This window comes from Streptomyces sp. NPDC054794 (assembly GCF_053611585.1).
Genome location: NZ_JBSHAQ010000004.1, coordinates 168834 through 190854, shown reverse-complemented (window position 1 = coordinate 190854; position 22021 = coordinate 168834). Strand labels below are relative to the sequence as shown.

The window sequence follows — 22021 nt, the reverse complement described above, 5'->3', positions numbered from 1 at the left end:
CATTGTGATGCCGTACACGGTGGCCGCGACGATCATTCCGGCCGTCCGCCACCGCGGGCGGGCCTCTAACCGGAGTCAGAGCCAGGCGGTTGCCAGCCATGCGGCCACCGTCGCCAGTGTCAGCAGGGTGATGTTGAGCCCGATCTCGCGTACTTCGCCTCGGGACAGGTGCAGCGTCATGCCGCCGATCTGGATCAGGACGAGGCCGATCGCCGCCGCGACGGCGAGGGGGACCGCGATGCCGGTCAGGGGCGGGAGGAGGAGGCCGAGCGCGCCGAGAACCTCCAGGGTGCCTATCGCCCTGACGAGCGGCATGGGCACGGTGTCGACCCAGCCCATCATGGGCCGCAGCCGCTCCTGGGTCTGAAGGATCTTCTTGCCTCCCGCATAGGCGTAGAACAGCGCCAGCAGTCCGGCAACGATCCAGTACGCGACATGCATGAGGACCTCGCTTCAGTTACGAACCGTAAGTTGCCTCATCATGAGTCACTATCGGAAGGCATACAAAAGGCACATCGATGTGCGTTACGCACAAGGAGCTGTCATGGCGCAGGCGCCGCAGTACGAGCACACCTGCATGATCCGGGGAGACGGCGGCCGGGCGATCCGCGCGATCCTGGACCGGATCTGCGACAAGTGGACGCTGTTGATCGTGTCCACGCTCGAAGAGGGCAGCATGCGCTTCACCGAGTTGCACAGGCACGTCCCCGGCATCTCGCAGCGCATGCTCACCCTGACCCTGCGGAACCTCGAACGGGACGGTCTGGTCTCCCGAACCGCGTACGCGGAGGTGCCGCCGCGCGTCGAGTACGCTCTCACCCCCATGGGCAGGAGCCTCATCCCGCCCGCCCTGGCGCTCGCGGGCTGGGCCATCGAACACATCGCGGAGATCCAGGCCAGCAGGGCCGCCTACGAAACCCAGCAGGAGTGACGCGGCGCCCGCGCTCGGGCACACCGCCGCCGGGCACGGGTCCGGGCGCCCTATCGGTTCGGCGGCGGGGTAGCCGTCGCCTGGAGGCCCAGGCGGTCGGCGGGGTCCCGGAGTTGGTCTCCCTGCGTCGCCAGCATGCGGCGGACCACGGGCGCGGGCATGCGGATCACCACCGGCGTCGGCAGCGTGAGTTCTCGTACGGTCGTGGAAGTACGGCCGGAGCGCACGCGGTTGGTCACCCGGGCCACCACGCGCACGTCCAGCGTGAACTGGACGAGGACCGACTCGAACTTGGGCTTGTGCAGCGGCATCGGGCCGGACGCGTTCACCGCGGTGTCGGTCGTGCCGCCCGAGCCGCCCGCGTTGCCCATCAGCTGGTTGAGGCGGAACTCGTCGGCGTTCAGCACACCGGCGCCGAACAGACCCCGTGCCGACCTGCCGTGCTCGGCGGAGCTCTGGCCGTCCGTCTGGGTGGGGCGGGGCGCCTGCAGGTGACTCTGGCCCACGGTCTCGAAGGTCATCTTGTCGCCGACGCCCAGCACCCGCCCGGCGCGCAGCCGTGCGTGCAGGGACGCGCGCAGGTCCTGGCCCTCGACGCCGCTCGCGTGCACCGGCGGCAGATCCACTCCGGCGGAGGTCAGCAGCGGCAGCGCGGCGATCAGCCACTCGGTGGAGACGGCCTCGTTCAGGGTGTACGCGGCGGCCTGCCCCTTGTCCTTGAACCGGTCGCCACCGCCGGCCGACCGTACGGCCGAGGTGACCAACTCCCGCACCTGCGGTGCCCCTTGGAAGCCATTGACCTGCGCCTCCATCGGCAGTCGCACACCGCCCGCCCGCCAGGTGCCGAGCCCCGCCGGCGCGGCGTCCTGCGGGCCGAGCGCGGGCCGGACCGCGTTCCTGCGGGGAGCACCGACACGGCGGAGGGCCTTGAGGTCGTTCTCCAGGATGCGGTGGGTGAATGACGTACGGCCCGTGGAGGCCAGGCCCAACCGGTGGTCTCCCCGGTGGAGTTCGAGGCTCGCCGTGATCGGTACGTTCATCTTCACCGACTTCGCTGTCTTGGCCTCCGCGACCGTCTTCATGCCGAGCTGACCTCGCGCGACGGCACCTTGGCGCCGCGAGTCGCCCGAAGCGCCACCGAGCCCCGCCGCCGCGCCCGTGCTCTTCAACTGCCCGGCTCCGCCGTCGGGTTTGCCGGATCCGGCGAGGATGCCCTCCATGCCGGTCGTCACGCCCTCGTCCCGCGAGGTGGCCTGCTGGGCGACCGCCGAGGTGATGTACTCCATGTCGCGGCCGTCGTCCGCCTCGCTGTCGAAGACGCCCTCGGCCGCGCGGCTGACCTTGAACACCGCCCAGTACGGCGTCTTGCGCCCGTCGAACAGTTCGACGGTGACCCCGCCGTCCATGGCGCTCGACAGCAGACCGGCGCTGCCGTCCCGGTCCAGGACGCGCAGCAGCCGCTGCACGTTGTCGTTGCGGTCCCGGAGCTGCTGCCTGGGCAGCAGGTCGTCGGCGAGCTCCTTGCGGCCACTGGTCGTGAGGTTCCGGCGGAGCTGTTCCAGGAGGAACGTGAAGTCCGGCAGGTTCTCGATCATGCCGAAGCCGAGCGGGAGGGCTCGGGCGAGGGTGGGCCTGGGACGGGTGGGCGCGGCGGAGGAGGTCGTGCCGCCCGCGGTCTCGCCGGCCGTCGCGGCGGTCCGGCCCTGGCGGGCGGCCCGTTCGGCGGCCATCCGGGAGCTCTCGGGCCGGCTGCCCGCCTCCTGGGAACCCGCCTGCCGGGCACCAGCCCCCGCTCCGGCTCCTGCCGCGTTCTCGTCCAGCTTCAGCGCCCTGCGTGCCGACGTCGGCAGGTCGATCCCCGCCGACCGCAGCTGCTGCGCCGTCAGCCACACCCCCGCCGCCGCGGGCAGCGTCAGCGCCCCCGTCGCCACGTACGGGCCGCCGCCCGTGACCTTGACCTCGGCGACCATGCTGACCAGCAGGTCGCACCGGACCAGGTACAGCGGAGCCTTCTTCGGGGTGTGGGCGTTGCGCTCCACCGTGCCGGACACGGTGAAGGACTCGGCGGCGCCCTGGCTCTTGGCGCGGCTCGTGGACAGGCCCTGGCCCGTGCGCCATTCGGCGCCGTTCTCCGACACGGTGGTTCCGAACTGCACCGTGCTGTTGGTGCCGTGCCCCTGCTGACCGCCTGCCTGGTGGCCGCCCAGCACGAAGGTCTCGGTACCCGGGCCCGCGCCCTCGTGCACCAGCCTCGGGTTGGCCAGGGCGAGGCGGGTGCCGACCGCGCCGTTCAGCGCGGCCAGGCGCCGCGGATGGCGCAGGTTCTTCACCACCCAGCCCGCGGACGCGGCCTGGCGCAGCGACGCGGTGATCGCCTGCGGGCTGAACCGCTCCTCGATCGCCAGGCGCGGGGCGAGTCCCTCCGTCTGCAGCGCCGAGTCCTCGCGTACGCCCTTGTTGCGGGCCGCCGCCCGGGACAGGAGCCGGAAGGCGAGGTCGCGTACCGGCTGTCCGTCGCCGATGGTCTCCACGAGCTGCCAGTCGGGCAGCGCCGTCCCGGTGGCGGGCTGCGGGGCCAGGCCGACCAGGTCCCCGATGCCCGCGGCGTTGACGGCCCGCCCGGGGACGGGTGCCTGCGGGGCGGCGGCGTCGAGCCGCCGCTTCTCGTCCGCGTCGAGCGTGAACTCCGGCGAGGTGACCAGCCGTACGTCCTGCTCACCCAGGTTCAGCCCCGCCATCAGCCGGGACTTCGTTGCGTCCTGGCCGGGCGAGCCGGGAGTGAGGCTCCGGGCGAGCTTGCGCTGCCGGGACGTCATGGTGACGTCCACGTCCAGGCGCAGGGCGGCCCCGAAGGCACTGGCCTTCTCCGACCCGTTGGTGAGGATGTCCGTACGGGTGGTGGGGCCGGCCTGGTTGCGGTGCGAGCCGGTGCTGTTGCGCTCGTAGCGGGCCGCGCCGGTCAGCACGCCGGGCACCAGCCGGGCCTGCGCCAGGACCAGACCGCCGACGGAGCGCGAACTGCTGCGCCCGCTCTGCAGGTTGCTGGTGACACCGACGTGGCTGCGCACCAGCCAGTCGTCGGTGTCGCCGAGGTAACCGGTCTCGCGAAGCCCGCCCTTGACCCTGATCAGGACGTCGTGGGCGTGCAGGGTGGTCTTGCGGCGCAGCCGCACCCGGATGCCGGTGGACAGCAACTGGTCCTTGTTGACGCGGAGGTTGGTCTCCGACAGGGCGGCCATCAGCTCGCGGTAGTTGCGCCGCTGGACCTCGTCCTCCTCCCTGCTGGTGTGCGCCGAGGGCGGGGTGGTGCCGAAGCCGGGCAGATAGCCGGCCAGCCGCGGATCGGTGGCGAACAGTTCCTGGACGGCCTTCACCATGGGCCCGGTGTCGAGTTGGCTGAGCGTGACGCTCGATCCCACGCCGCCGAAGGGCAGATGGCGTTCGACGTCCTCCTCGGTCCGGGTGCCGTCCGCGGCCTCCGTCTGCCGCTTCGGTTTCTTGATGAACTCGCCCGCCGTCACCCCGGGCGGCAGCGGCAGCCCGAACTCCCGTGCCTCGTCGGCGCGCAGGCTGATCCACACGTTCATGGAGTGCCCGGCGACGCGCGAGCCCGGATTCAGGATCATCTCGGGCGAGCGGGGGCCGGTGCCCTCCACGGTGAAGCGCACGGTGCCGAGGTAGAGCACCTTGTCGCCCCGGACCTCGGCGCCCTGCCGGCTGGACACGGTCTGCTCGGTCACGGTGAACCGGGCCTTGCGGGCGGCCGCGACCGGCATGGCGGTGCCCCGTACGACGGCGGCGCTGCCGGACACCCCGACACCGATCGCCGGACCGAGGCCGACCGCGACGGCGCGCCCCTTGCCCGCGGTCTCGGTGACCGTGTGCTGGGTCTGCTGGTGGGTGCGCAGCTGGGTCTTCCCGGTGCCCCAGGCGGGTGAGAGGCCGGTGATGGCGGCGTGCATGCGGTAACTGCCCACCGTGCTGCCGTCCTTGGCCTGCAGGTCCTCGCCGACGACGCCGTCGCGCAGCAGTCGGGGCAGATCCTCCAGGACGGTCGTGGTGGACGTCGCCTGGTACAGCCGGGCCCGGCCGGGCGCGCCGGGTGCGGTGAGCGAGGGGTGCAGGACGGAGGAGACCGCGTCGAAGAGTCCGCCGCCGCCCTGGTGCGGTGCCGCGGTGTCGGCGACGCCGACCGGGGCCATGGAGTCGGCGAGCGAGACGCGCCGGGCGGTCTCCGCGCGCACCGGCCGCGGCGCGCGCGGCAGTTCGGTGCCGGCCGGGATCAGATGCTCGGTGGGCACCCGCTGGGTGAGCGTGCCCGAGCCGCGGAAGGTCTGCTCGCCATCGGTGCCGTGCTTGCCGACCCGTACGCCGTAACGCACCTTGCGCGGCACCTCGACGGAGCCCTTGTCGCTGCGCAGCACGCGCGGTTCGGCCACGTTCCGCTGGGCACGGGACTCCCGCGAGGACTGCCAGGGCTGCACGTTGCCCATGGCCGCCCCGCCCAGCCACAGTCCCGGCACCACGGGTGCGAGCCCGAAGGCCAGCCCGCCCACGCCCTTGCTCGACGACCCGCCGGCCGTGCCGCTCACGGTGGCCGCGGTGTTGTGCTGGACGTCGACCTTGGTCTCCTTGCCCTCGGCGTCGTCCAACTCGGCCGCGGGGGCGCCGTTCGGGTCCGGCACCGCATCGTTCAGGGCGGCCTTGGGGTGGAACACCGGCGGCCGGTCGTCGGGCGCCGGGGAGACGGTGACCGTGACGTCGTACCACTCCTTGCCGTCTCGGCCCTGGACGGCGAAGGCGCGGCCCTGCCCGAAGAAGGTCTCCGGCCGCCCGGCCAGTTCGGCGGCGATGTCGGCGACCGTGCCGTCGCCGTGTCCGACGACCGCGGCCACCGCGTTCCGGACGAACTCGTGCCCGGTCAGTCCGTACGCCGTGGACAGGCCGCCCGTCTCCAGGTCCAGGAGATAGGGCGGCAGGACGAGTCCGCGCTCGGAGCGCTCGTCGACACCGGGCGGCGGGGCGGCCGGCCGCTGCCGAGCGGAGGGCCGCTGTCGGGCGCGGGGTCCGGCGACCCCCTCCTGCCCGCTCCGTAAGGCCCGCGTGGTCGCCGCGTTCCCGGCTGCCTGCTGGAAGCCGAGCAGGGCGTGGGGAGCCGCACTTGGGGCGGGCGGCCCCGCGACGCGGGGTGCCCCACGAGAACCCTCGGCCCTGTTGCCCCCAGCCTGCTCCTGTGTCCGCACAGCCCCAACGTAATCACCGGCGAAGGGGAAAAACGCCGGTCAGCCGCCTCCCGGCCCTTTCGCCGCCCACGCCACGCCTGCACGTCAACTCCCGTACACCGGAAGGTCGCGAAGGTACGGGTGGAATGGAGTCCAGGCAGTTTTGAACGCGTTCAATTCAAGGCGTACGATCTCCCCATGAGCGACAGAGCCGCCCTCCTCAAGGACATCCGCACCTGGTTGGCCTTCTTCGTCGTATGTCTGGCACTGAGCGGCGCCACCGCCTTCCCGCTGGTGCACGAACTGCGCTGGACGGAGGACCTGCTGCGAGTCCTGTCCGTGCCGAAGCACCTGCCGGCCCTGACGGACTGGATCACACACGTGCGGCAAGGACTGGACACCGCCGACGCCGACTACCCCTTCGTGCTCTACGGCACCGACTGGCTCGCCTTCGCCCACCTCGTCATCGCGGTCGCGTTCTACGGCCCCTACCGCGACCCCGTACGCAACATCTGGGTCGTCGAGTTCGGGATGATCGCCTGCGCCGGAATCATCCCGCTCGCGCTGATCTGCGGACCGGTCCGCGGAATTCCCTTCTGGTGGAGCGTCATCGACATGTCCTTCGGGGTGTTCGGAGTCATCCCGCTCCACGTCGTGCGGAAGAAGATCAAGCGGCTGGAGCGACTGACGTCCGAGCCGGTTCCAGGTCTGGCCACTGCTTGACGGACGGCCCGCCACTCTGTATGCACATGACAGAGCTTTGGTATGGACCAATCCGCGCGGCCTCGCGCGCCGCTCAGGCGGCCAACCCCCACTGGAGGCAGCAATGCGAAGACCAACGGCACTCGTCGCTCTGTTCCTCGGAGCGCTGCTCCTCGTTCTTGCCCCGCCCGCCACCGCGGCGGGCTCGCCGACCGCCACCTTCGCCAAGTCGTCCGCCTGGGACACCGGTTACCAGGGCGCGTACACCGTCACCAACGGCGGCAGCTCCACGCTGTCCGGCTGGTCGGTCGAGTTCGACCTGCCCGGCGGCACCACGGTCGGTTCGTACTGGGACGCCCTGCTCACCCAGAGCGGTAGCCATTACACCTTCAAGAACCGCGAGTACAACGGCACTTTGGCGCCCGGTGCCTCCGCCACCTTCGGCTGGGTGTCCAGCGGTACGGGCACCCCCGCGAACTGCAAGCTCAACGGTGGCCCCTGCACGGGCGGTTCGGGCGGCGGTGACACCACACCGCCCAGCGTGCCGGCGGGAGTGACCGTCGGTTCGGCGACCAACTCGTCGTTGACCGTGCGGTGGACCGCCGCCACCGACGACTCGGGAACGGTCGCGGGCTACGAGGTCTCGCGCGACGGCGGCACGCCCGTCACCGTCACGGGAACCTCGTACACCGCCACCGGGCTGCAGGCGAGCACGAGTTACTCCTTCCGGGTCCGGGCCAAGGACGCGGCGGGCAACGCCTCCGCCTACGGCCCGGCGGTCAGTGGCACCACCACCTCCGGCGGCACCCAGCCGGGCGGCGGTGTGCACACCGCGCCGTACGTCGACATGGGCGCCTGGCCCACTCCGAGCATGCCCGAGATGGCCTCCGCGAGCGGGGTCAGCAGCTACACCATGGCGTTCATCACCGCCTCGGGCTGCAAGGCGATGTGGTTCAACGCCTATGACCCGCGTGACGCCTGGGCCAAGGACCAGATCGACGCGATCCGGGCCGGCGGCGGGGACGTCAAGGTCTCCTTCGGCGGCGCGTCCGGCATCGAACTGGCCCAGGCCTGCGGCTCGGTGGACTCGCTCTACACCGAGTACAACGCGGTCGTGAACGCCTACGGCCTCACGTACGTGGACTTCGACATCGAGGGCTCGGCCACCGCGGACCCGGCCTCCGTGACCCGCCGCTCCCAGGCGCTGGCCCGGCTGCAGCAGGCCCATCCGGGACTGAGGATCTCGCTCACCCTCCCGGTGCTCCCCGAGGGCCTGACCGCGGACGGTCTCAACGTGGTCAAGTCGGCCCGCGACGCCGGGGTCGACCTCGACGTCGTGAACGTCATGGCCATGGACTACTACCGCACCGTCGACTACGGCGACGCCGCGGTCCAGGCCGCGCAGAGCACCTTCACCCAGCTGAAGTCGCTCTACCCGGGCAGGCCGGACGCCCAGGTGTGGGCGATGGTCGGTGTGACGCCCATGCTCGGCCAGAACGACGACGGCCACATCTACGACCAGGCCGACGCCCGCCAGTTGGTCGCCTTCGCCAAGGACAAGCACCTCGGCGAGCTGGCCTTCTGGGAGTCGACGCGCGACCGCAACGCCTGCACGGGCGCCCTGTACCGGTGCACCAACATCCCGCAGTCGCCCTACGAGTTCGGAAAGATCTTCGCCTCGTACGGAGGTTGACGATCCGTTGAAGGAGCGGACGACGCGCGAGGCCGCGGCCCCGGCCAGGGGTCGCGGCCTGCGGTCACCGTGCGATCAGCCGAGGAAGACCGACGAGATCGCGTTGTCGAATCCGATGGTGGACAGGTCGGCGACATCGCCGCTGACGACCTTGGACGTGCCCTTGCAGTCCTTCTCGGACCAGATCTTCAGGGAGCCTGAGGCCTGCAGGGACGAGGCGCTGTCGTCGCGGGCGACGTTCTGGCAGCCGGATCCGGCGAGGCCCTCGGACGGGTCGCCGAAGTTCGTCTCGTCGGAGAGGGTGACGCTGGTGGCGGACTGCCCCGTCCCGCCGTTTCCGTTGTCGCCGCCAACCTGTCCGCCGTTCTGCCCGCCGCCCGCCTTGTGGCCGTCGGGGGTCACGCCGAACCAGGTGCCACCGACGCCCTGCCCGTTCGTGTCACCGGGCTTGAGGTCCTTGCTGAAGCGGTAGACCGGCCAACCGCCGATCGTCACCTGCAGGTTGCCGTCGTCCCGCTTGACGACGCCGACGTCCGACCTGTCGACTCCGTCGATGAAGATCTTGCCGCCGGGAGCGACCACGACGGGCGGCCAGGTGGTGGCGCAGTCGCCGTTGCAGTTGGACTTCGACGGGTTCGCGCTGTCCTTGTCGAAGCGGTAGAGCGTGAAGCCCGCGCCGTTGACCACGACGGGGTTCAGGTTCCCCGCCCTGGCCGCGCTGAGCTGGACCCACTTCTTCGCGGCCGGTCGCGTGGCGGGCTTGCCGGGGCCGTTGGCCCAGTCCCCGGTCCTGGGCCGGGCCTTGTTGTGCCGCGCGGTGCCGCTCAGGAAGTTCAGGTCCTGGGCTCCGGCGGCCTGCCCGGCGGCGGCCGAGCCGTGCGTGCCGGCGGCGCCCGCGTCCGTGCCGTCGCCGTTGCAACCGGTCAGGAACAGGACGCCGGCAGCGGCGGTGGCGGCGATCATTCCGAAGTGCTTGTTGAACATCGGGCTCTCCTCGCGTCGTACGCTCCGGCCCCCGGAGCCTTCGCGACGAGGTACGGGGCCGCGTCCGTGGCCCTCTCACCCGGTTACGCCCCTGAGACACCCACGGAACAGACCACGGCCAATGCGCGCACGACGGCTACATTCCACCTATTCGGCGCGCACCGCGGCGACCGCCGCGTCGTAGGCCCGTTCCAGGTCGACGGTGCCGTTGCTGCGACCCCAGGCGTCGACCGCGATCTCGGAGCAGGCCAGGGCGCAGGTGACGAGCGCCTGGGCCCGTACCTGGGTCATCGGGTCGGAGGGCGCGTCGAGACGGCGGGTGATGTCCGGCACGAGCAGGTCCGTCCACTGCTGCCGTCGTTCCAACTGGCGGGCCCGGAGCGACGGTGACGTGTCGAGCAGGCTCGCGATCTTCAGGATGTCCTCCGGGGAGTACGGGAGGGACGCGGCCAGTGACGCGAAGGCCGCCCGCAGCGCCGTCCACGGGCGCTCATCGGCCGGGCGGGATTCCAGGGCGGCCTGCAGGAGCCTGCCGTACTCGGCGTGGTCACCGAGCACGAGGTCTTCCTTCGTGCCGAAGTAGCGGAACAGGGTGCGCTGGGAGACGCCCGCCTCGCGCGCGATCTGGGCGATCGTCGTCTCTTCGAATCCCTGGCCGGTGAACAGACGGAAGGCCGTTTCCAGGATCTCCCGCTTGGCCAGCATCCGTGACCGCTCCCACACCGATCCGGCTCCGGCGCGCTCCTTGATGTCCCGCTGTTCCTGCTGTGCCTCCCGCGTCATGCGCCCACGGTACCCGAATGACAGGCTGGCATTCACCCTCATCTTGACAGTGACTGCCAAGCGGTCCTGAGCTGCGATTCTTCGGCAGCGTCTGCGGGGCGCCCCCTGGCACAGGAGGCACAGATGAGTACAGCACTGGTAGTCGACGGCGGTGGGCCCGTCGGCATGGCCTGGGAGATCGGACTGCTCACCGGGCTGCGTTCCGAGGGCGTCGACCTGGCCGATGCCGACCTCGTCGTCGGGACGTCCGCGGGGGCGGCGGTGGGCGCGCTGCTCAAGAGCGGCATCGACACCGGCACCGGCGGCGGCGCCGTCGAGAAGCCGGCCGCGATGAGCGGCCTGCTCCCCGAACCGGTCGACGCGCCGATTCCACCGCGCCCCGACGCCGAGTCGACCGCGGGACTGCTCGACGCCATGGCCGCGGTGGCCTCGGCCGACGACCCCCGCGAGAGCAACCGGGCTCTGGGCCGGCCGGCGTCCGACGCGCCGACCATGCCCGAGGAGGCCTAGGTCGCCCTCCTCGAGCAACTGGTCCGCGACGCATGGCCGCCCGCGTTCGTCTGCACGGGGACGGACATCGACTCGGGCAGGCTTCAGGTCTGGGACGAGCATGCGTCCGTAGCCCTGGCCCGCGCGGTCGCTGCCAGTTGCTCCGTCCCCTTCGTGTTTCCGGTGATCGGCATCGATGGACGTCGCTGTATCGACGGCGGCCTGCGGGATCCGCTCAACGCCGATCTCGCACGCGGCCACGAGACGGTCATCGCGGTGTCCTGCTTCCCGCTCACCGCCGAGGATCCCGGCCCGATCCACCCGGCGGCGCTCGCCCAGCAGCGAACCACCAACGCGGTGTTGCGCGAACTGCGCGACCAGGATGCGCGCATCGCGATCGTCGAGCCGGACGAGGAGTTCCTCGCCATCGGTGCGGGTGGCGAGCGCCTCATGGACATGCTCCGGGTCGGCGAGGCCTACCTCGCCGGGGCCCGGCTGGGCGCTCGGGCGGCTCGCGGGATCGCGGCCTTTCGCGGCTGACGCGAGCGCGGTTCCCGGGGCCGGGTCAGACGGCGGAGCGCTCGTCGGGCAGGCGGCGGCGCAGCACGGTGCGCTGGATGGCCGGTGGGTTGTAGGCCATGTCGAGCGTTCCGACGTCGGTGCCGGGAGGCACGATGGCGTCGATCCGGTCGAGGATGTCGTCGGTCAGGGAGGTCTTGGCGCCGGCGAGCAGGTCGTCGAGGTGGTCCATGGTGCGCGGTCCGATGATCGCGGAGGTGACGCCGGGGTGGGCGATCGCGAAGGCCGTCGCCAGGTGCGTCAGCGACATCCCGGCCTCCTCGGCAAGGGGGATGAGCCGCTCGACGGCCTCCAGCCGACGCTCGTCGCTCAGGTGCTTGAAGCCGAAGCCGGCGCGGTGGCTGTCGGCCTGGCGGCCCTTGCGATAGCGGCCGGTGAGCAGGCCTCCCGCGAGCGGGCTGTAGACCATGACGCCCATGCCGTAGCGCTCACAGACGGGCAGGACCTCGCGCTCGATACCGCGGTTGAGGATCGAGTACGTCGGCTGCTCGGTGCGGAACCGAACCAGCCCGCGCCGCTCGGCGACCCACTGCGCCTCGACGATGTCCGAGGCGGGGAAGGAGGAGGTGCCGACGGCCCGCACCTTTCCCGCGCGCACCAGGTCGGTGAGGGCCGAGAGGGTCTCCTCCACGTCGGTGTCCGGTGCGGGCCGGTGGATCTGGAACAGATCGACGTGGTCGGTGCCCAGGCGGCGCAAGGAGTCCTCCAGCGCACGGACCAGCCAACGCCGTGAGTTGCCCTGCTGGTTGGGGTCGTCCCCCATCGGGAGATGGGCCTTGGTGGCCAGAACGACGTTGTCCCTGCGGCCCTTGAGGGCCTTGCCGACGATCTCCTCGGACTCGCCGCGCGAGTAGGCGTCGGCGGTGTCGACGAAGTTGACACCCGCATCCAGCGCCTTGTGGATGATGCGGATCGAGTCGTCGTGGTCGGGGTTGCCGATGGCGCCGAACATCATCGCGCCCAGACAGTACGGGCTGACCTTGATGCCGGTCCGGCCCAGCGTGCGGTACTTCATGGTTCTCCTCGTGCGTTGGCAGACGCCGACTGCGGCGCAGTACGCTGACACAAACGGAACAGCGTTCCGCTAAACACGATACGGAACATCGCTCCGGTTAACAACCAGCAGGCAGATACATCGGAGCTATCCCACCCCGTTGACGCAAAAGTGACCTGAACCTACGGTGCATCGCGGGATAGCTCCGATGAGTGACCGAGCCGCCTGGAGGCAACGTGCCCAGCCCGTCAAGACGAACTGTTCTCGCCACCGGATCCACCCTGGGCGGCGCCCTGTTGGCCGCCGGGCTCCCCGGGCAGGCGACGGCGGCGGACCCCGACACGGCCGCCGCGGCCACCTCCGACCCCTGGCGCACCGTCCTCGACGACGCCGACCTGGTCTGGCAGCGGATGCCGGCGACCTGGTACGAGGGCCCGTTCCTCGGCAACGGCCTGCTCGGTTCCGGGATCTACGCCGAGCCGGGCGCCGCGACGAAGGCGGTGCGGTTCAATGTCCAGCACTCCGAAGTGCAGGACCACCGCCCCGAGTTCGGCTCCCTCTTCGGCCTGGCCCGGCTGCCCGTCGGGTACTTCACCCTGGAACCGGTGGGCGAGATCACCGGTCTCGACTGGCGGCTGGCGCTGCACGACGCCGAGCTGACCGGCACGCTCACCACCGACCAAGGCACGCTGGCCCTGCGCGCCCTGGTCCACAACAACCGCTCGGTCCTCGCCGTGGAGGTGACGCCGAGCGCGGGCGAGCGCGGCTTCCGCTGGGTGTTCCACCCGGCGGACGCGATCAGTCCGCGGGCCGCCTTCAAGCCGCTGCCGGACGGCTACCGGGGCAACCCGCCCGCCGAGGTCGCCGAGCACGACGGTGTGACCGCCGCCGTACAGTCACTGCTGGCGGGCGGACAGCACGTCACCGCCTGGCGGGAGCGGACCAGGGGCCGGACACGGACGCTGTACGTGCACGTCGCGCACTCCCATCCGCGGACCACCGCCCTGGACCGGGCGCTGAAGGCGGTCCGCGCCGTGGACCCGCTCCCCTACTCCGCCCTGGCGGTGGACCATCGCGCCTGGTGGCACGCCTACTACCGCAAGAGCTTCCTGTCCCTTCCGGACGCCCGTATCCAGCGCTTCTACTGGATCCAGCTGTACAAGGCCGCCTCCGCCGCCCGCCGCGACGCCCCCGTCATGGCGACGAGCGGCCCCTGGCTGGAGCCGACCCCGTGGCCCAACACCTGGTGGAACCTCAACGCGCAGTTGGAGTACTGGCTCATCCATGGCTCCAACCACCTCGAACTCGACGCGATCACCCGGGCGTTGAGCGAGTTCCGGGACAATCTCGCCAAGGAGGTGGCGCCGTCCTACCGCGCCGACTCGCTCGGCATCCCCCGCACCACCGACCCCCACCTGGTCAACGGCGCGGCCGGCACCCTCACCGGCTACGGCGTCGGCATCCCCGGCCAGGATCCGCCGACCCCTGAGATCGGCAATCTGACGTGGGCACTGCACAACGTCTGGCTCAGCTACCGCCACACCATGGACGAGTCGATCCTGCGGGACGTCCTCTTCCCCCTGCTGCGCAAGGCGATCACCTACTACCTGCACTTCCTGGAGCCCGGCCCGGACGGCAAGCTGCACCTGCCCGCCACCTTCTCGCCGGAGTACGGCGGCAACTCGCGCGATTGCAACTACGACCTGATGCTGCTGACCTGGGGCTGCCGGACCCTGCTCGAATCCGCCGAACTGCTCGGCATCGACGACCCGTTGGCGCCCCGCTGGCGCGACGTGCTGGCGAAGCGGGTGCCGTACCCGACGAATGTGAACGGCTTCATGATCGGCGCGGATCTTCCCTTCGCGAAGTCCCACCGCCACTACTCGCACCTGCTCGCGGTCTACCCGCTGTACGAGGTGACCGGCCGGACCCCCGAGGAACGCGCCCTGATCGAGACGACACTGGCGCACTGGGTGGGCTTCGAGGGGGCCCTGCAGGGCTACACCTTCACGGGTGCCGCCTCGATGTCGGCGCTGCTCGGCAAGGGTGAGGACGCGCTGAAGTACCTCGGTCGGCTGATGACGCGCTTCATTCAGCCCAACACGATGTACAAGGAGTCCGGCCCGGTCATCGAGACGCCCCTGTCTGCGGCCCAGTCGCTGCACGACATGGTGTGTCAGTCGTGGGGCGGGATCATCAGGGTGTTCCCGGCGCTGCCGGCGGCCTGGGCGGATCTGACCGTGCATCACTTCCGTACTCAGGGCGCCTTCTTGCTGAGCGCGCTCCGCCGGGGCGGCGCCACGCGCTGGGTGCGGCTGGTCAGCGAGGCGGGCGCGCCCTGCGTCGTACGGCACGGGATCGTGGGTCCGGTCGACGTGCGGGACGGGCGCGGGCGTGCCCTGCCGTACGCCGACGCCGGTGACGGCACGCTCCGCATCACCCTGGGCAGACACGAGACGGCGCTGATCACGACGAGGGGCGACCGGCCCGACCTGACGATCTTGCCCGTGGAGCCGATCGGCGACCCGCCCCGTTGGGGACTGCCCCTCATCTGACCCCGTCGGCAAGAGGATTGACGCCCGAGGAGGTCAGCGCGCCGTGACCTCCTCGGCGTCGAGACCACGGTCGACGCCGTGGGCGACGACCTTCTGCCCGGGCTCCAGGTGCAGGCGTTCGCCGTCGAGGTAGACCTCCACCTGGTCCGCTTCGAACGACACCAGGTCGTCGATCCGCTCGACCTCACGGTAGGCGTCTCGGTAGGACCAGGCCGCGCGGGGCGCTTCGCCGATGTCGTAGTAGTCGCACAGTCCCTTGTAGGGGCAGAAGGTCTGGCCCTCGACCGGGCGCAGCCTGCTCTCGTCGATGTCGGCGCGCGGGACGTACCAGCGCGGGGCGAAGCCGGATTCGTAGAGCACGACGGGGTGTTCGGAACGGGCGATCACGGTGTCGCCGAGCCGGACTTCCAGGGTGCGGGCGGTGTTCCGGATGTCGATGCGGTGGTAGGGGTCCGCGGCGTGGCCGAGGATGCGTTCGTCCTCCTCGTAGAAGCCGTCCATCGCGCGCCAGGCGAACGCGATCCGGCCCTGGAGGTCGGCGGCGTGTCCGGGCAGTGCGGTGAACTCCCAGGCGGCGCGCTCCGTGGTGCGGTCGCCGGCGCTTACCGCGTACCAGGCGGTGCCCCCGAGATCCTTGTGGTGGGTGACCTTGTCGCTCGCGACCAGGGCCTTCTCGTCGACGTCCGCGTGGGGGAAGTAGGCGACGGGGTAGCGGCCCGGCTCGTGCAGCAGGACGACGTCCTCGCTGTCGGCGATCCAGGTGTCGTTGAACCTGACGCGCATGCGGCGGCGCAGCCGCTCGGCGAACAGGAGGCGCTCGGGCAGGGGTTCGGGGGTGAGGAAGTGTCCGAGGGCGCCTGCGGAGAGGGGGCCTTGCTGCCAGGACAGTCCCATGGCGGATTCCTTGCGGGTACGGATGACGGGTCTTGCCGCCGGCCGCGGCGGCCGGGGTGTGATCCGCGGCCGCCGCGGCCGTTGTCGACGCCGGGCGTCAGGCGAGGACGCGGCCGAGGAAGTCGCGGATGTGCTCGGTGATGGTGTCGAGGTGGCTCTCCAGGGCGAAGTGCCCGGAGTCGAGCAGGTGGACCTCGGCATCGGGCAGGTCCTGGCGGAACGCCGTGGCGCCGTCGGGGCCGAAGATCTCGTCGTTGGCGCCCCAGACCGCCAGCAGCGGCACCCGCGAGTCACGGAAGTACTGGTGGACCTGCGGGTAGAGGTCGATGTTGGTGGGGTAGTCGCGGAAGATCCTGAGCTGGATCTCGTCGTTGCCGGGCCGGTCGAGCAGTGCCTGGTCGTGGAGCCAGGTGTCGGGGCTGACCAGGCTCGGGTCGGCGACTCCGTTCAGGTACTGCCAGCGGGTGGACTCAAGGGTCAGGGCGTCCCGCATGGGCGCCTCGGTGTCCGGTCCCGGGGCCTTGGCGTAGGCGAGGACCGCCTCCCAGAAGGGCTCGACGAGGCCCTCCTCGTAGCCGTTGCCGTTCTGGGTGATGATCGCGCTGATGCGGTCCGGGGCCTGGAGGGCGAGTCGCCAGCCGATGGGGGCGCCGTAGTCCTGCACGTACATCGCGAACCGGTCGACGCCCAGGTGCTTGAGCAGGCCGGAGGTGACCTCTGCGAGGGCGTCGAAGGTGTACGGGAAGTCCCCCAGGGCGGGCAGCGCGGACTGGCCGAAGCCGATGTGGTCGGGCGCGATGACGTGGTAGCGGTCCGCGAGCGCCGGGATCAGGTGGCGGAACATGTGCGAGCTGGTCGGGAAGCCGTGAAGGAGCACCACGACGGGCGCCTGCGGGTCGCCGGCCTCCCGGTAGAAGACCTCAAGCCCGTTGACGGTGGCGGTGCGGTGGTGGACTGCGGAGGCCATAGCCCTAACCTCTCTGCGGAGTTTTAGTGGTTATGCATTTAGTCGACCACACATAGACTAACCTGTCAAGAAGCTTTTGATGGTTAGGAGAGTGAGGGATGGAGGGCACCCGAGAGCAGCAGGACGCGCTGCTGGAGCTCCTCAACACCACGCCGGTCGTGAACGGCGTGGTCCGGGACGAACTGGCGGACCCGGACACGGCCAGGAGCTGGCAGGTGGCGCACGGCGGCAACGGCAGCGCGCAGGAGCGCCGGCACCTCGTGCGGGCGCGCGATGCCCTGCAGGCCGTCGCGCGCGGCAGCGCACCGGCCGCCTCGCCGGCCCCGCTCCTCGACGGCGTCACAGCCCGCCCGCTCGTGTCCCCCGCGGGGCTGTCCTGGGAGCCGGCCGCCCACGCGGCCCGCCGGTCGGCGGTGGCGGCGGTCATGGCGTGGGGTGCGCTGCGGGAGTCGATGCCCGGCCGACTGCGGCCCTGCGCCAACGCGGAGTGCCGGCGATTCCTCCTCGACCGCAGCAGGGCCAACACCGCCCGCTGGTGCTCCATGGCCGTCTGCGGCAACCGGATGAAGGCCAGGCGCCACCACCGGCGCACCCGCGACGGGGCCGGGGCCGGGGCCGCATGATCACCGGAATCGCGGCGGCACCGGCGCAAGAACTACCATCGGCCGAAGGGCGTGGATCACAGCGCCATGAGCTGCCCCGACCGGACACCTCGCAGGAGGTCCGCGATGGCGACGCTGCTGTCCGTCAACGTAGGCATGCCCAAGGACGTCCCCTGGCAGGGAAGAACCGTCCACACCGGAGCCTGGAAGTCCCCCGTGCACGGCCCCCGCATGGTGCGTCGGCTGAACATCGACGGGGACGGCCAGGGAGACGTGGCCGGGCACGGCGGTGACATTCGTGCCGTGCTGGTCTACCAGGTGCAGTCCTACCAGTACTGGCGGAAGCACCTCGGTCGCGACGACCTGAGCTTCGGGATGTTCGGGGAGAACTTCACCGTCGACGGCCTGCCCGACGACGAAGTGTGCATCGGCGACCGGTACCGCATCGGCGAAGCCGAATTCGAGGTCACCCAGCCCCGCGTCACCTGTTATCGCGTTGGCATGCGCCTGGGCGAGCCCACGATGGCCTCGCTGCTGGTCGCCCACCACCGCCCCGGCTTCTATCTGCGTGTCCTGACCGAGGGACACGTCGAGGCCGGCGACGAGATCTCCCTGACCCGCAAGGGCCCCGAGGAACTCAGCGTGGCCGACACCGACGCGCTGCTCTACCTCCCCGACCGCGACCCCGCGCGGCTCCGCAGAGCGCTGAACATCCCCGCCCTCAGCCCCGGCTGGCAGCAGTCCTTCCGTGAACTCGCCGCCGCCCAGCAGCCCACGCAGGAGCCGGGTTGGCCGGGCGAACTCAGCAGCGCCCAACAGCCCAGGAAACAACCGGGATGGCCGGGCTTCAGGACCATGCGCGTCACCCGCGTCGTCCCCGAGACCCCCACCGTGTCGTCGATCTACCTCGACACCACCGACGGAACGCCTCTTCCCGAGGCCCGCCCGGGCCAGTACCTCTCCGTCCGCCTCGCCATCGGCGACGCCGCCCCCACGGTGCGCAGTTACTCCCTGTCCGCCGCGCCCACAGCCGCCGGCTACCGCATCAGCGTGAAGCACGAACCCCACGGGACGGTCAGCGGCTACATTCATGCCGCACTGCGCCCCGGGGACCTCGTGGACATCGCCAGCCCCCGCGGGATGTTCGTCCTGGAAGAGGGCACCCGCCCGATCGTCCTCCTCTCGGCGGGGATCGGTGCCACTCCCGTCCTGGCGATGCTCCACCAACTCGCCGCGAACAGAGACCCACGCCCCGTCTGGTGGATCCACACCGCCCACGACCGCGCCCACCACGCCTTCGCGGACGAGACCCACGCGCTGCTGGTCCAACTCCCCCACGCGCACGAGCACATCTACTACAGCGCCGAAGCCGCACGCGAGGACGGGCCCCACATCACCCAGGGACGGCCGACCGCCCGCTCACTCGCGGCCCTGGGTATTCCGACGGAAGCCGACGCCTACCTCTGCGGACCGACAGCCTTCATGGACGACCTGGCCGGCTATCTGCGCGACCACGGCCTGAGCGCCGAGCGGATCCATACGGAACAGTTCAGCGCCCTACCCGCGATCAACCCCGGTGTCACGCCCACCGCGATGGTTCGGCCGCACCAGCCACCCGGTCCACCGGGCGCCGGCCCCCTCGTCACCTTCGCCCGCAGCGGCATCACCACCCCGTGGTCGCCCGCCCACACCTCACTCCTCGATCTCGCCGAGGCCTGCGACGTCCCCACCCGCTGGTCGTGCCGCACGGGCGTCTGCCACACCTGCATCACCCACCTGCTGGCCGGCGACGTCACCTACACCACGCCACCGCTCGAACTCCCCGAGGAGGGCACCGTCCTCGTCTGCTGCAGCGAACCGAGCGCCGAAGTCGTCCTCGACCTGTAGTCGGCCGGAGACCGGGCTGGGTGTCACCAGCGGGCCGGGGGGTCAGCGGAAGGCCGCGTGTCCGGTCGGTGCCTGGCCGTGGGCGTGGCCTTGTGCAGATCATGGGGGGAGGGACAATTCACCTGTAGGTGCCTCGGACGGGACGCTCCGGGGGGCACGGACTACGGACGGTGCGACGCGATGTTTGCCGACATCCTGGTGCAGCCTCGGGGGGACGCGTTTGCCGTCGTGGACGCACGGGGCGTGGTGGTCAGCTGGAGCCCCGGGGCGGAGCGCCTGCTCGGCTACACCGCACCCCAGGCGCGGGGGCTGCCCGCGGTGAGTCTGCTGAGCACCCGGAGCGACGCGGAGCGGATCGCGGACCTCCGCCCCGCCGGGGGTACCGTCTTTCTCGGCGCGGCAAAGCTGCGACACCGGGACGGCCACGCGGTGGGGGCCGTGATGTGGGCGCACTGCTCCGCACGCGACGACGCGGAGCAATGGCTCGTCCAGGCCGAGAGCACGGACGCGATGCGCCAGTACGAACTGCGGCAGGCACTCATGAGAGGCCTGTTCACCGAGTCGCCGTTCATCATCGACGTCTTCGACTCGCGGCTGCGGTTCCTGGCCCAGAACCGCTCCAACAGCCGTGCCCCGGGCTTCGCCGACAGCATCATCGGCCGCACCATGCGGGAGGTGGCTCCGCCCGGGCTGCTGGACGCCGACTCGCTGGAGGAGCGCCAGAGGCAGGTCTTCGCCAGCGGCAAGCCGCTGATCGGTACCGAAGTGCGCGGCCGTGACCCCAGGGAGCCGGACCGCGACAGGGTGTGGTCGGAGAGCATCCTGCCCCTGCGCAGCAGCTTCGGCGAGGTGGTCGCGCTGGCCCACATGGTGTTCGACACCACCGAGGAGGCCCGGGCGCGGGAACGGCTGGACCTGGTGAACGCGGCGAGTGCCCGGATCGGCAGCACGCTGGACGTCCTGCACACCGCCAAGGAACTCACCGATGTGACCGTGCCATGGTTCGCCGACTTCGCTTTTGTGAATCTACTGGAGCCGGTCTTCGCCGGCGGGGAACCGCTGAGCGGGCCGATCCCGGACACGATGCCGCTCCGGCGGGCCGCCGAGACGATACTGCCCGGGGAATGCTCCGCCATGGCGGTCGGTCTGGGCGAGGTCGACCCCTTCGCCGCCGTGTCCGAATCGGCCACCCTCCGGGCCTTCACCCTGGGCAGGCCGCTTCTGCTGACCGGCCCGGAGCTGGACGAACAGCTGGCGAGAGTGGAGGTGCCGCAGGCCGCGGAGGTCGGCGCGCGCGGGGTCCACTCCTGGCTGGTGGTCCCGATGTACGCGCGCGGTGCAGCGTTGGGCGCGGCGGTGTTCGTGCGCTTCGCCCGCGTGCATCCCTTCGAGGCCGACGACGTCCTGCTGGCCGAGGAGTTCGTGACGCGGGCGGGGATCTGCATCGACAACGCGAGCCGTTACAGCCGCGAACGCGCCACGGCCACTGCGCTGCAGCGCAGTCTGCTGCCGCAGCACCTGCCGGTTCTCGGCTGCGTGGAGAGCGCGTCGCGCTATCTGCCGGCGAATGGGCAGGTGGTGCTGGGCGGTGCGTGGTTCGACGTCATCCCCTTGTCGGGTGCGCGCGTGGGTCTGGTGGTGGGCGATGCCGGGGGTCCCGGGCTGCACGCCGCGGTCACGATGGCCCGGCTGCGAACTGCCGTGCGCACCCTGGCCGAGCTGGACTACCCGCCCGAGGAAGTGCTCACGCATCTGGACGACCAGGTCCGGCGGCTCCATGACGAGCAGGGCAGCACACCGGACGCCGACGAGCGGTCTCTCACCTGTCTGTACACGATCTTCGATCCGATCACGGGGTCCTGCGCCCTGGCGAGCGCGGGCCACCCCTCGCCGGCTCTGCTGGCCGCCGGCGGAGAGGTGAAGCCCATCGACGTCCCCCTGGGCGCGCCGCTGGGCACGAGCAGCATGCCGTTCGAATACGCGCACGTCTCGATCGCCGACGGCGACATCCTGATCCTGCACACGGTGCGGCCGAGCAAGCCCTGTGCCGGCAGCGACGAGACCCTGGCGCGGCTCCGCTCGACGCTGTCCTCGCGCCGACCGGCCTCGGGCGCGGAGGATGCCGGCCGGCCCGAAGGGCTCGACGGTCTCTGCGACGAGATTCTGCGTGGCCTCCTCCCGGACCACTTCCAGGAGGACGTGGCCCTGCTGCTGGCGCGGGTGCGCGCCCTGAGTCCCGAGCACCAGGCGTCCTGGGAGCTGCTCGCCGAACCTGAGTCGGCCGGCCGGGCACGTGGTCTGGTGACGCGGAGACTGGCCGCATGGGGCTTGGACGACCTGGCCTTCACGACCGAACTGCTGGCCAGTGAGCTGGTCACCAACGCGATCCGCTACGGCACGTCCCCCATCACCCTGCGGCTGATCCGCGACCGCAGCCTGATCTGCGAAGTCTCCGACGGCAGCAGCACGTCCCCGCACATCCGGCGCGCCCTGGACACCGACGAGGGAGGACGCGGACTGTTCATGGTCGCGCAGCTCGCCAACCTCTGGGGCACCCGCTACCACAAGCGGGGCAAGACGATCTGGGCGGAGCAGCCGCTCCCGCCCGGCTCGGGCCTCGACGACACGGCGGCGACAGCGCAGACGGGCTAGCCGGGGAGTCACACCGTCCACCCGGTGACCTTCGCGCCCTGATCCACGCGGCTGCGAACCGGTCAGCGGCCGTCTCGGCGCATCTCG

At 71.1% G+C, this 22021-nt stretch carries 16 protein-coding genes; 9 read left to right on the top strand and 7 right to left on the bottom strand.

From position 1 onward, the window contains the following. Positions 1-75: 75 nt before the first annotated feature. Positions 76-441 carry a DoxX family protein gene (locus ACWGKT_RS05855; RefSeq protein WP_453272630.1) on the bottom strand — a complete coding sequence of 122 codons (366 nt, stop codon included), beginning with the start codon at positions 439-441 and terminating at the stop codon, positions 76-78. 103 nt (positions 442-544) lie between these two features. On the opposite strand from ACWGKT_RS05855, the gene ACWGKT_RS05850 reads away from it, so the two are divergent. Then, positions 545-931 (top strand): winged helix-turn-helix transcriptional regulator, encoded by a 387-nt coding sequence (locus ACWGKT_RS05850; RefSeq protein ID WP_235458769.1) that lies wholly within the window; start codon positions 545-547, stop codon positions 929-931. A 50-nt stretch (positions 932-981) separates the two neighbouring features. Here ACWGKT_RS05850 and ACWGKT_RS05845 read toward each other — a convergent pair whose 3' ends face one another. After that, complete coding sequence (locus ACWGKT_RS05845; RefSeq protein WP_453272629.1) at positions 982-6174, bottom strand: hypothetical protein; 5193 nt, start codon at positions 6172-6174, stop codon at positions 982-984. 177 nt (positions 6175-6351) lie between these two features. Between ACWGKT_RS05845 and ACWGKT_RS05840 the strand changes: the two genes are divergently transcribed. Next, positions 6352-6876: a hypothetical protein gene (locus ACWGKT_RS05840; RefSeq protein WP_453272628.1), complete on the top strand. Its 525-nt coding sequence runs from the start codon at positions 6352-6354 to the stop codon at positions 6874-6876. A gap of 103 nt (positions 6877-6979) precedes the next feature. Next, a complete protein-coding gene (locus tag ACWGKT_RS05835; RefSeq protein WP_453272627.1) occupies positions 6980-8548 on the top strand; it encodes a cellulose binding domain-containing protein in 1569 nt (522 codons plus the stop codon). Between the two features lie 75 nt (positions 8549-8623). Here ACWGKT_RS05835 and ACWGKT_RS05830 read toward each other — a convergent pair whose 3' ends face one another. Together ACWGKT_RS05830 and ACWGKT_RS05825 are read right to left on the bottom strand one after the other, a co-directional pair. Further along, entirely contained in the window at positions 8624-9532 is a 909-nt protein-coding gene (locus ACWGKT_RS05830) for a hypothetical protein (protein WP_453272626.1), read from the bottom strand. A gap of 147 nt (positions 9533-9679) precedes the next feature. Next, positions 9680-10315 carry a TetR/AcrR family transcriptional regulator gene (locus ACWGKT_RS05825; protein ID WP_453272625.1) on the bottom strand — a complete coding sequence of 212 codons (636 nt, stop codon included), beginning with the start codon at positions 10313-10315 and terminating at the stop codon, positions 9680-9682. Between the two features lie 123 nt (positions 10316-10438). Between ACWGKT_RS05825 and ACWGKT_RS05820 the strand changes: the two genes are divergently transcribed. Together ACWGKT_RS05820 and ACWGKT_RS05815 are read left to right on the top strand one after the other, a co-directional pair. Beyond that, positions 10439-10825, top strand: a complete 387-nt coding sequence (locus tag ACWGKT_RS05820; RefSeq protein ID WP_453272624.1) for a patatin-like phospholipase family protein — start codon at positions 10439-10441, stop codon at positions 10823-10825. 18 nt (positions 10826-10843) lie between these two features. Further along, complete coding sequence (locus tag ACWGKT_RS05815; RefSeq protein WP_453272717.1) at positions 10844-11344, top strand: patatin-like phospholipase family protein; 501 nt, start codon at positions 10844-10846, stop codon at positions 11342-11344. A gap of 25 nt (positions 11345-11369) precedes the next feature. Here ACWGKT_RS05815 and ACWGKT_RS05810 read toward each other — a convergent pair whose 3' ends face one another. Then, entirely contained in the window at positions 11370-12398 is a 1029-nt protein-coding gene (locus ACWGKT_RS05810; protein ID WP_453272623.1) for an aldo/keto reductase, read from the bottom strand. A gap of 215 nt (positions 12399-12613) precedes the next feature. Between ACWGKT_RS05810 and ACWGKT_RS05805 the strand changes: the two genes are divergently transcribed. Continuing rightward, positions 12614-14932 carry a glycosyl hydrolase family 95 catalytic domain-containing protein gene (locus ACWGKT_RS05805; protein ID WP_453272622.1) on the top strand — a complete coding sequence of 773 codons (2319 nt, stop codon included), beginning with the start codon at positions 12614-12616 and terminating at the stop codon, positions 14930-14932. A gap of 33 nt (positions 14933-14965) precedes the next feature. Here the strand turns inward: ACWGKT_RS05805 and ACWGKT_RS05800 are convergent, their stop codons facing one another. Together ACWGKT_RS05800 and ACWGKT_RS05795 are read right to left on the bottom strand one after the other, a co-directional pair. Next, positions 14966-15826, bottom strand: coding sequence for a DUF427 domain-containing protein (locus ACWGKT_RS05800; protein WP_453272621.1), 861 nt, complete (start codon positions 15824-15826; stop codon positions 14966-14968). A 97-nt stretch (positions 15827-15923) separates the two neighbouring features. Next, positions 15924-16793 (bottom strand): alpha/beta fold hydrolase, encoded by an 870-nt coding sequence (locus ACWGKT_RS05795; RefSeq protein WP_453272620.1) that lies wholly within the window; start codon positions 16791-16793, stop codon positions 15924-15926. Between the two features lie 98 nt (positions 16794-16891). On the opposite strand from ACWGKT_RS05795, the gene ACWGKT_RS05790 reads away from it, so the two are divergent. The 3 genes from ACWGKT_RS05790 to ACWGKT_RS05780 all read left to right on the top strand — a co-directional run bounded on the left by ACWGKT_RS05790 (position 16892) and on the right by ACWGKT_RS05780 (position 21934). Next, positions 16892-17416: a CGNR zinc finger domain-containing protein gene (locus ACWGKT_RS05790; protein WP_453272619.1), complete on the top strand. Its 525-nt coding sequence runs from the start codon at positions 16892-16894 to the stop codon at positions 17414-17416. A 105-nt stretch (positions 17417-17521) separates the two neighbouring features. Next, entirely contained in the window at positions 17522-19282 is a 1761-nt protein-coding gene (locus tag ACWGKT_RS05785; RefSeq protein WP_453272618.1) for an MOSC domain-containing protein, read from the top strand. A gap of 180 nt (positions 19283-19462) precedes the next feature. Next, positions 19463-21934 carry a SpoIIE family protein phosphatase gene (locus ACWGKT_RS05780; protein WP_453272617.1) on the top strand — a complete coding sequence of 824 codons (2472 nt, stop codon included), beginning with the start codon at positions 19463-19465 and terminating at the stop codon, positions 21932-21934. The last annotated feature ends 87 nt before the right edge of the window (positions 21935-22021 follow it).

Excerpts from the sequence above, each read along its gene's own strand:
- ACWGKT_RS05825 (WP_453272625.1), bottom strand. The coding sequence starts at position 10,315 with ATGACGCGGGAGGCACAGCAGGAACAGCGGGACATCAAGGAGCGCGCC.
- ACWGKT_RS05790 (WP_453272619.1), top strand. The coding sequence starts at position 16,892 with ATGGAGGGCACCCGAGAGCAGCAGGACGCGCTGCTGGAGCTCCTCAAC.
- ACWGKT_RS05850 (WP_235458769.1), top strand. The coding sequence starts at position 545 with ATGGCGCAGGCGCCGCAGTACGAGCACACCTGCATGATCCGGGGAGAC.
- ACWGKT_RS05785 (WP_453272618.1), top strand. The coding sequence starts at position 17,522 with ATGGCGACGCTGCTGTCCGTCAACGTAGGCATGCCCAAGGACGTCCCC.
- ACWGKT_RS05780 (WP_453272617.1), top strand. The coding sequence starts at position 19,463 with ATGTTTGCCGACATCCTGGTGCAGCCTCGGGGGGACGCGTTTGCCGTC.
- ACWGKT_RS05820 (WP_453272624.1), top strand. The coding sequence starts at position 10,439 with ATGAGTACAGCACTGGTAGTCGACGGCGGTGGGCCCGTCGGCATGGCC.
- ACWGKT_RS05800 (WP_453272621.1), bottom strand. The coding sequence starts at position 15,826 with ATGGGACTGTCCTGGCAGCAAGGCCCCCTCTCCGCAGGCGCCCTCGGA.
- ACWGKT_RS05840 (WP_453272628.1), top strand. The coding sequence starts at position 6,352 with ATGAGCGACAGAGCCGCCCTCCTCAAGGACATCCGCACCTGGTTGGCC.
- ACWGKT_RS05810 (WP_453272623.1), bottom strand. The coding sequence starts at position 12,398 with ATGAAGTACCGCACGCTGGGCCGGACCGGCATCAAGGTCAGCCCGTAC.
- ACWGKT_RS05830 (WP_453272626.1), bottom strand. The coding sequence starts at position 9,532 with ATGTTCAACAAGCACTTCGGAATGATCGCCGCCACCGCCGCTGCCGGC.
- ACWGKT_RS05835 (WP_453272627.1), top strand. The coding sequence starts at position 6,980 with ATGCGAAGACCAACGGCACTCGTCGCTCTGTTCCTCGGAGCGCTGCTC.
- ACWGKT_RS05795 (WP_453272620.1), bottom strand. The coding sequence starts at position 16,793 with ATGGCCTCCGCAGTCCACCACCGCACCGCCACCGTCAACGGGCTTGAG.
- ACWGKT_RS05855 (WP_453272630.1), bottom strand. The coding sequence starts at position 441 with ATGCATGTCGCGTACTGGATCGTTGCCGGACTGCTGGCGCTGTTCTAC.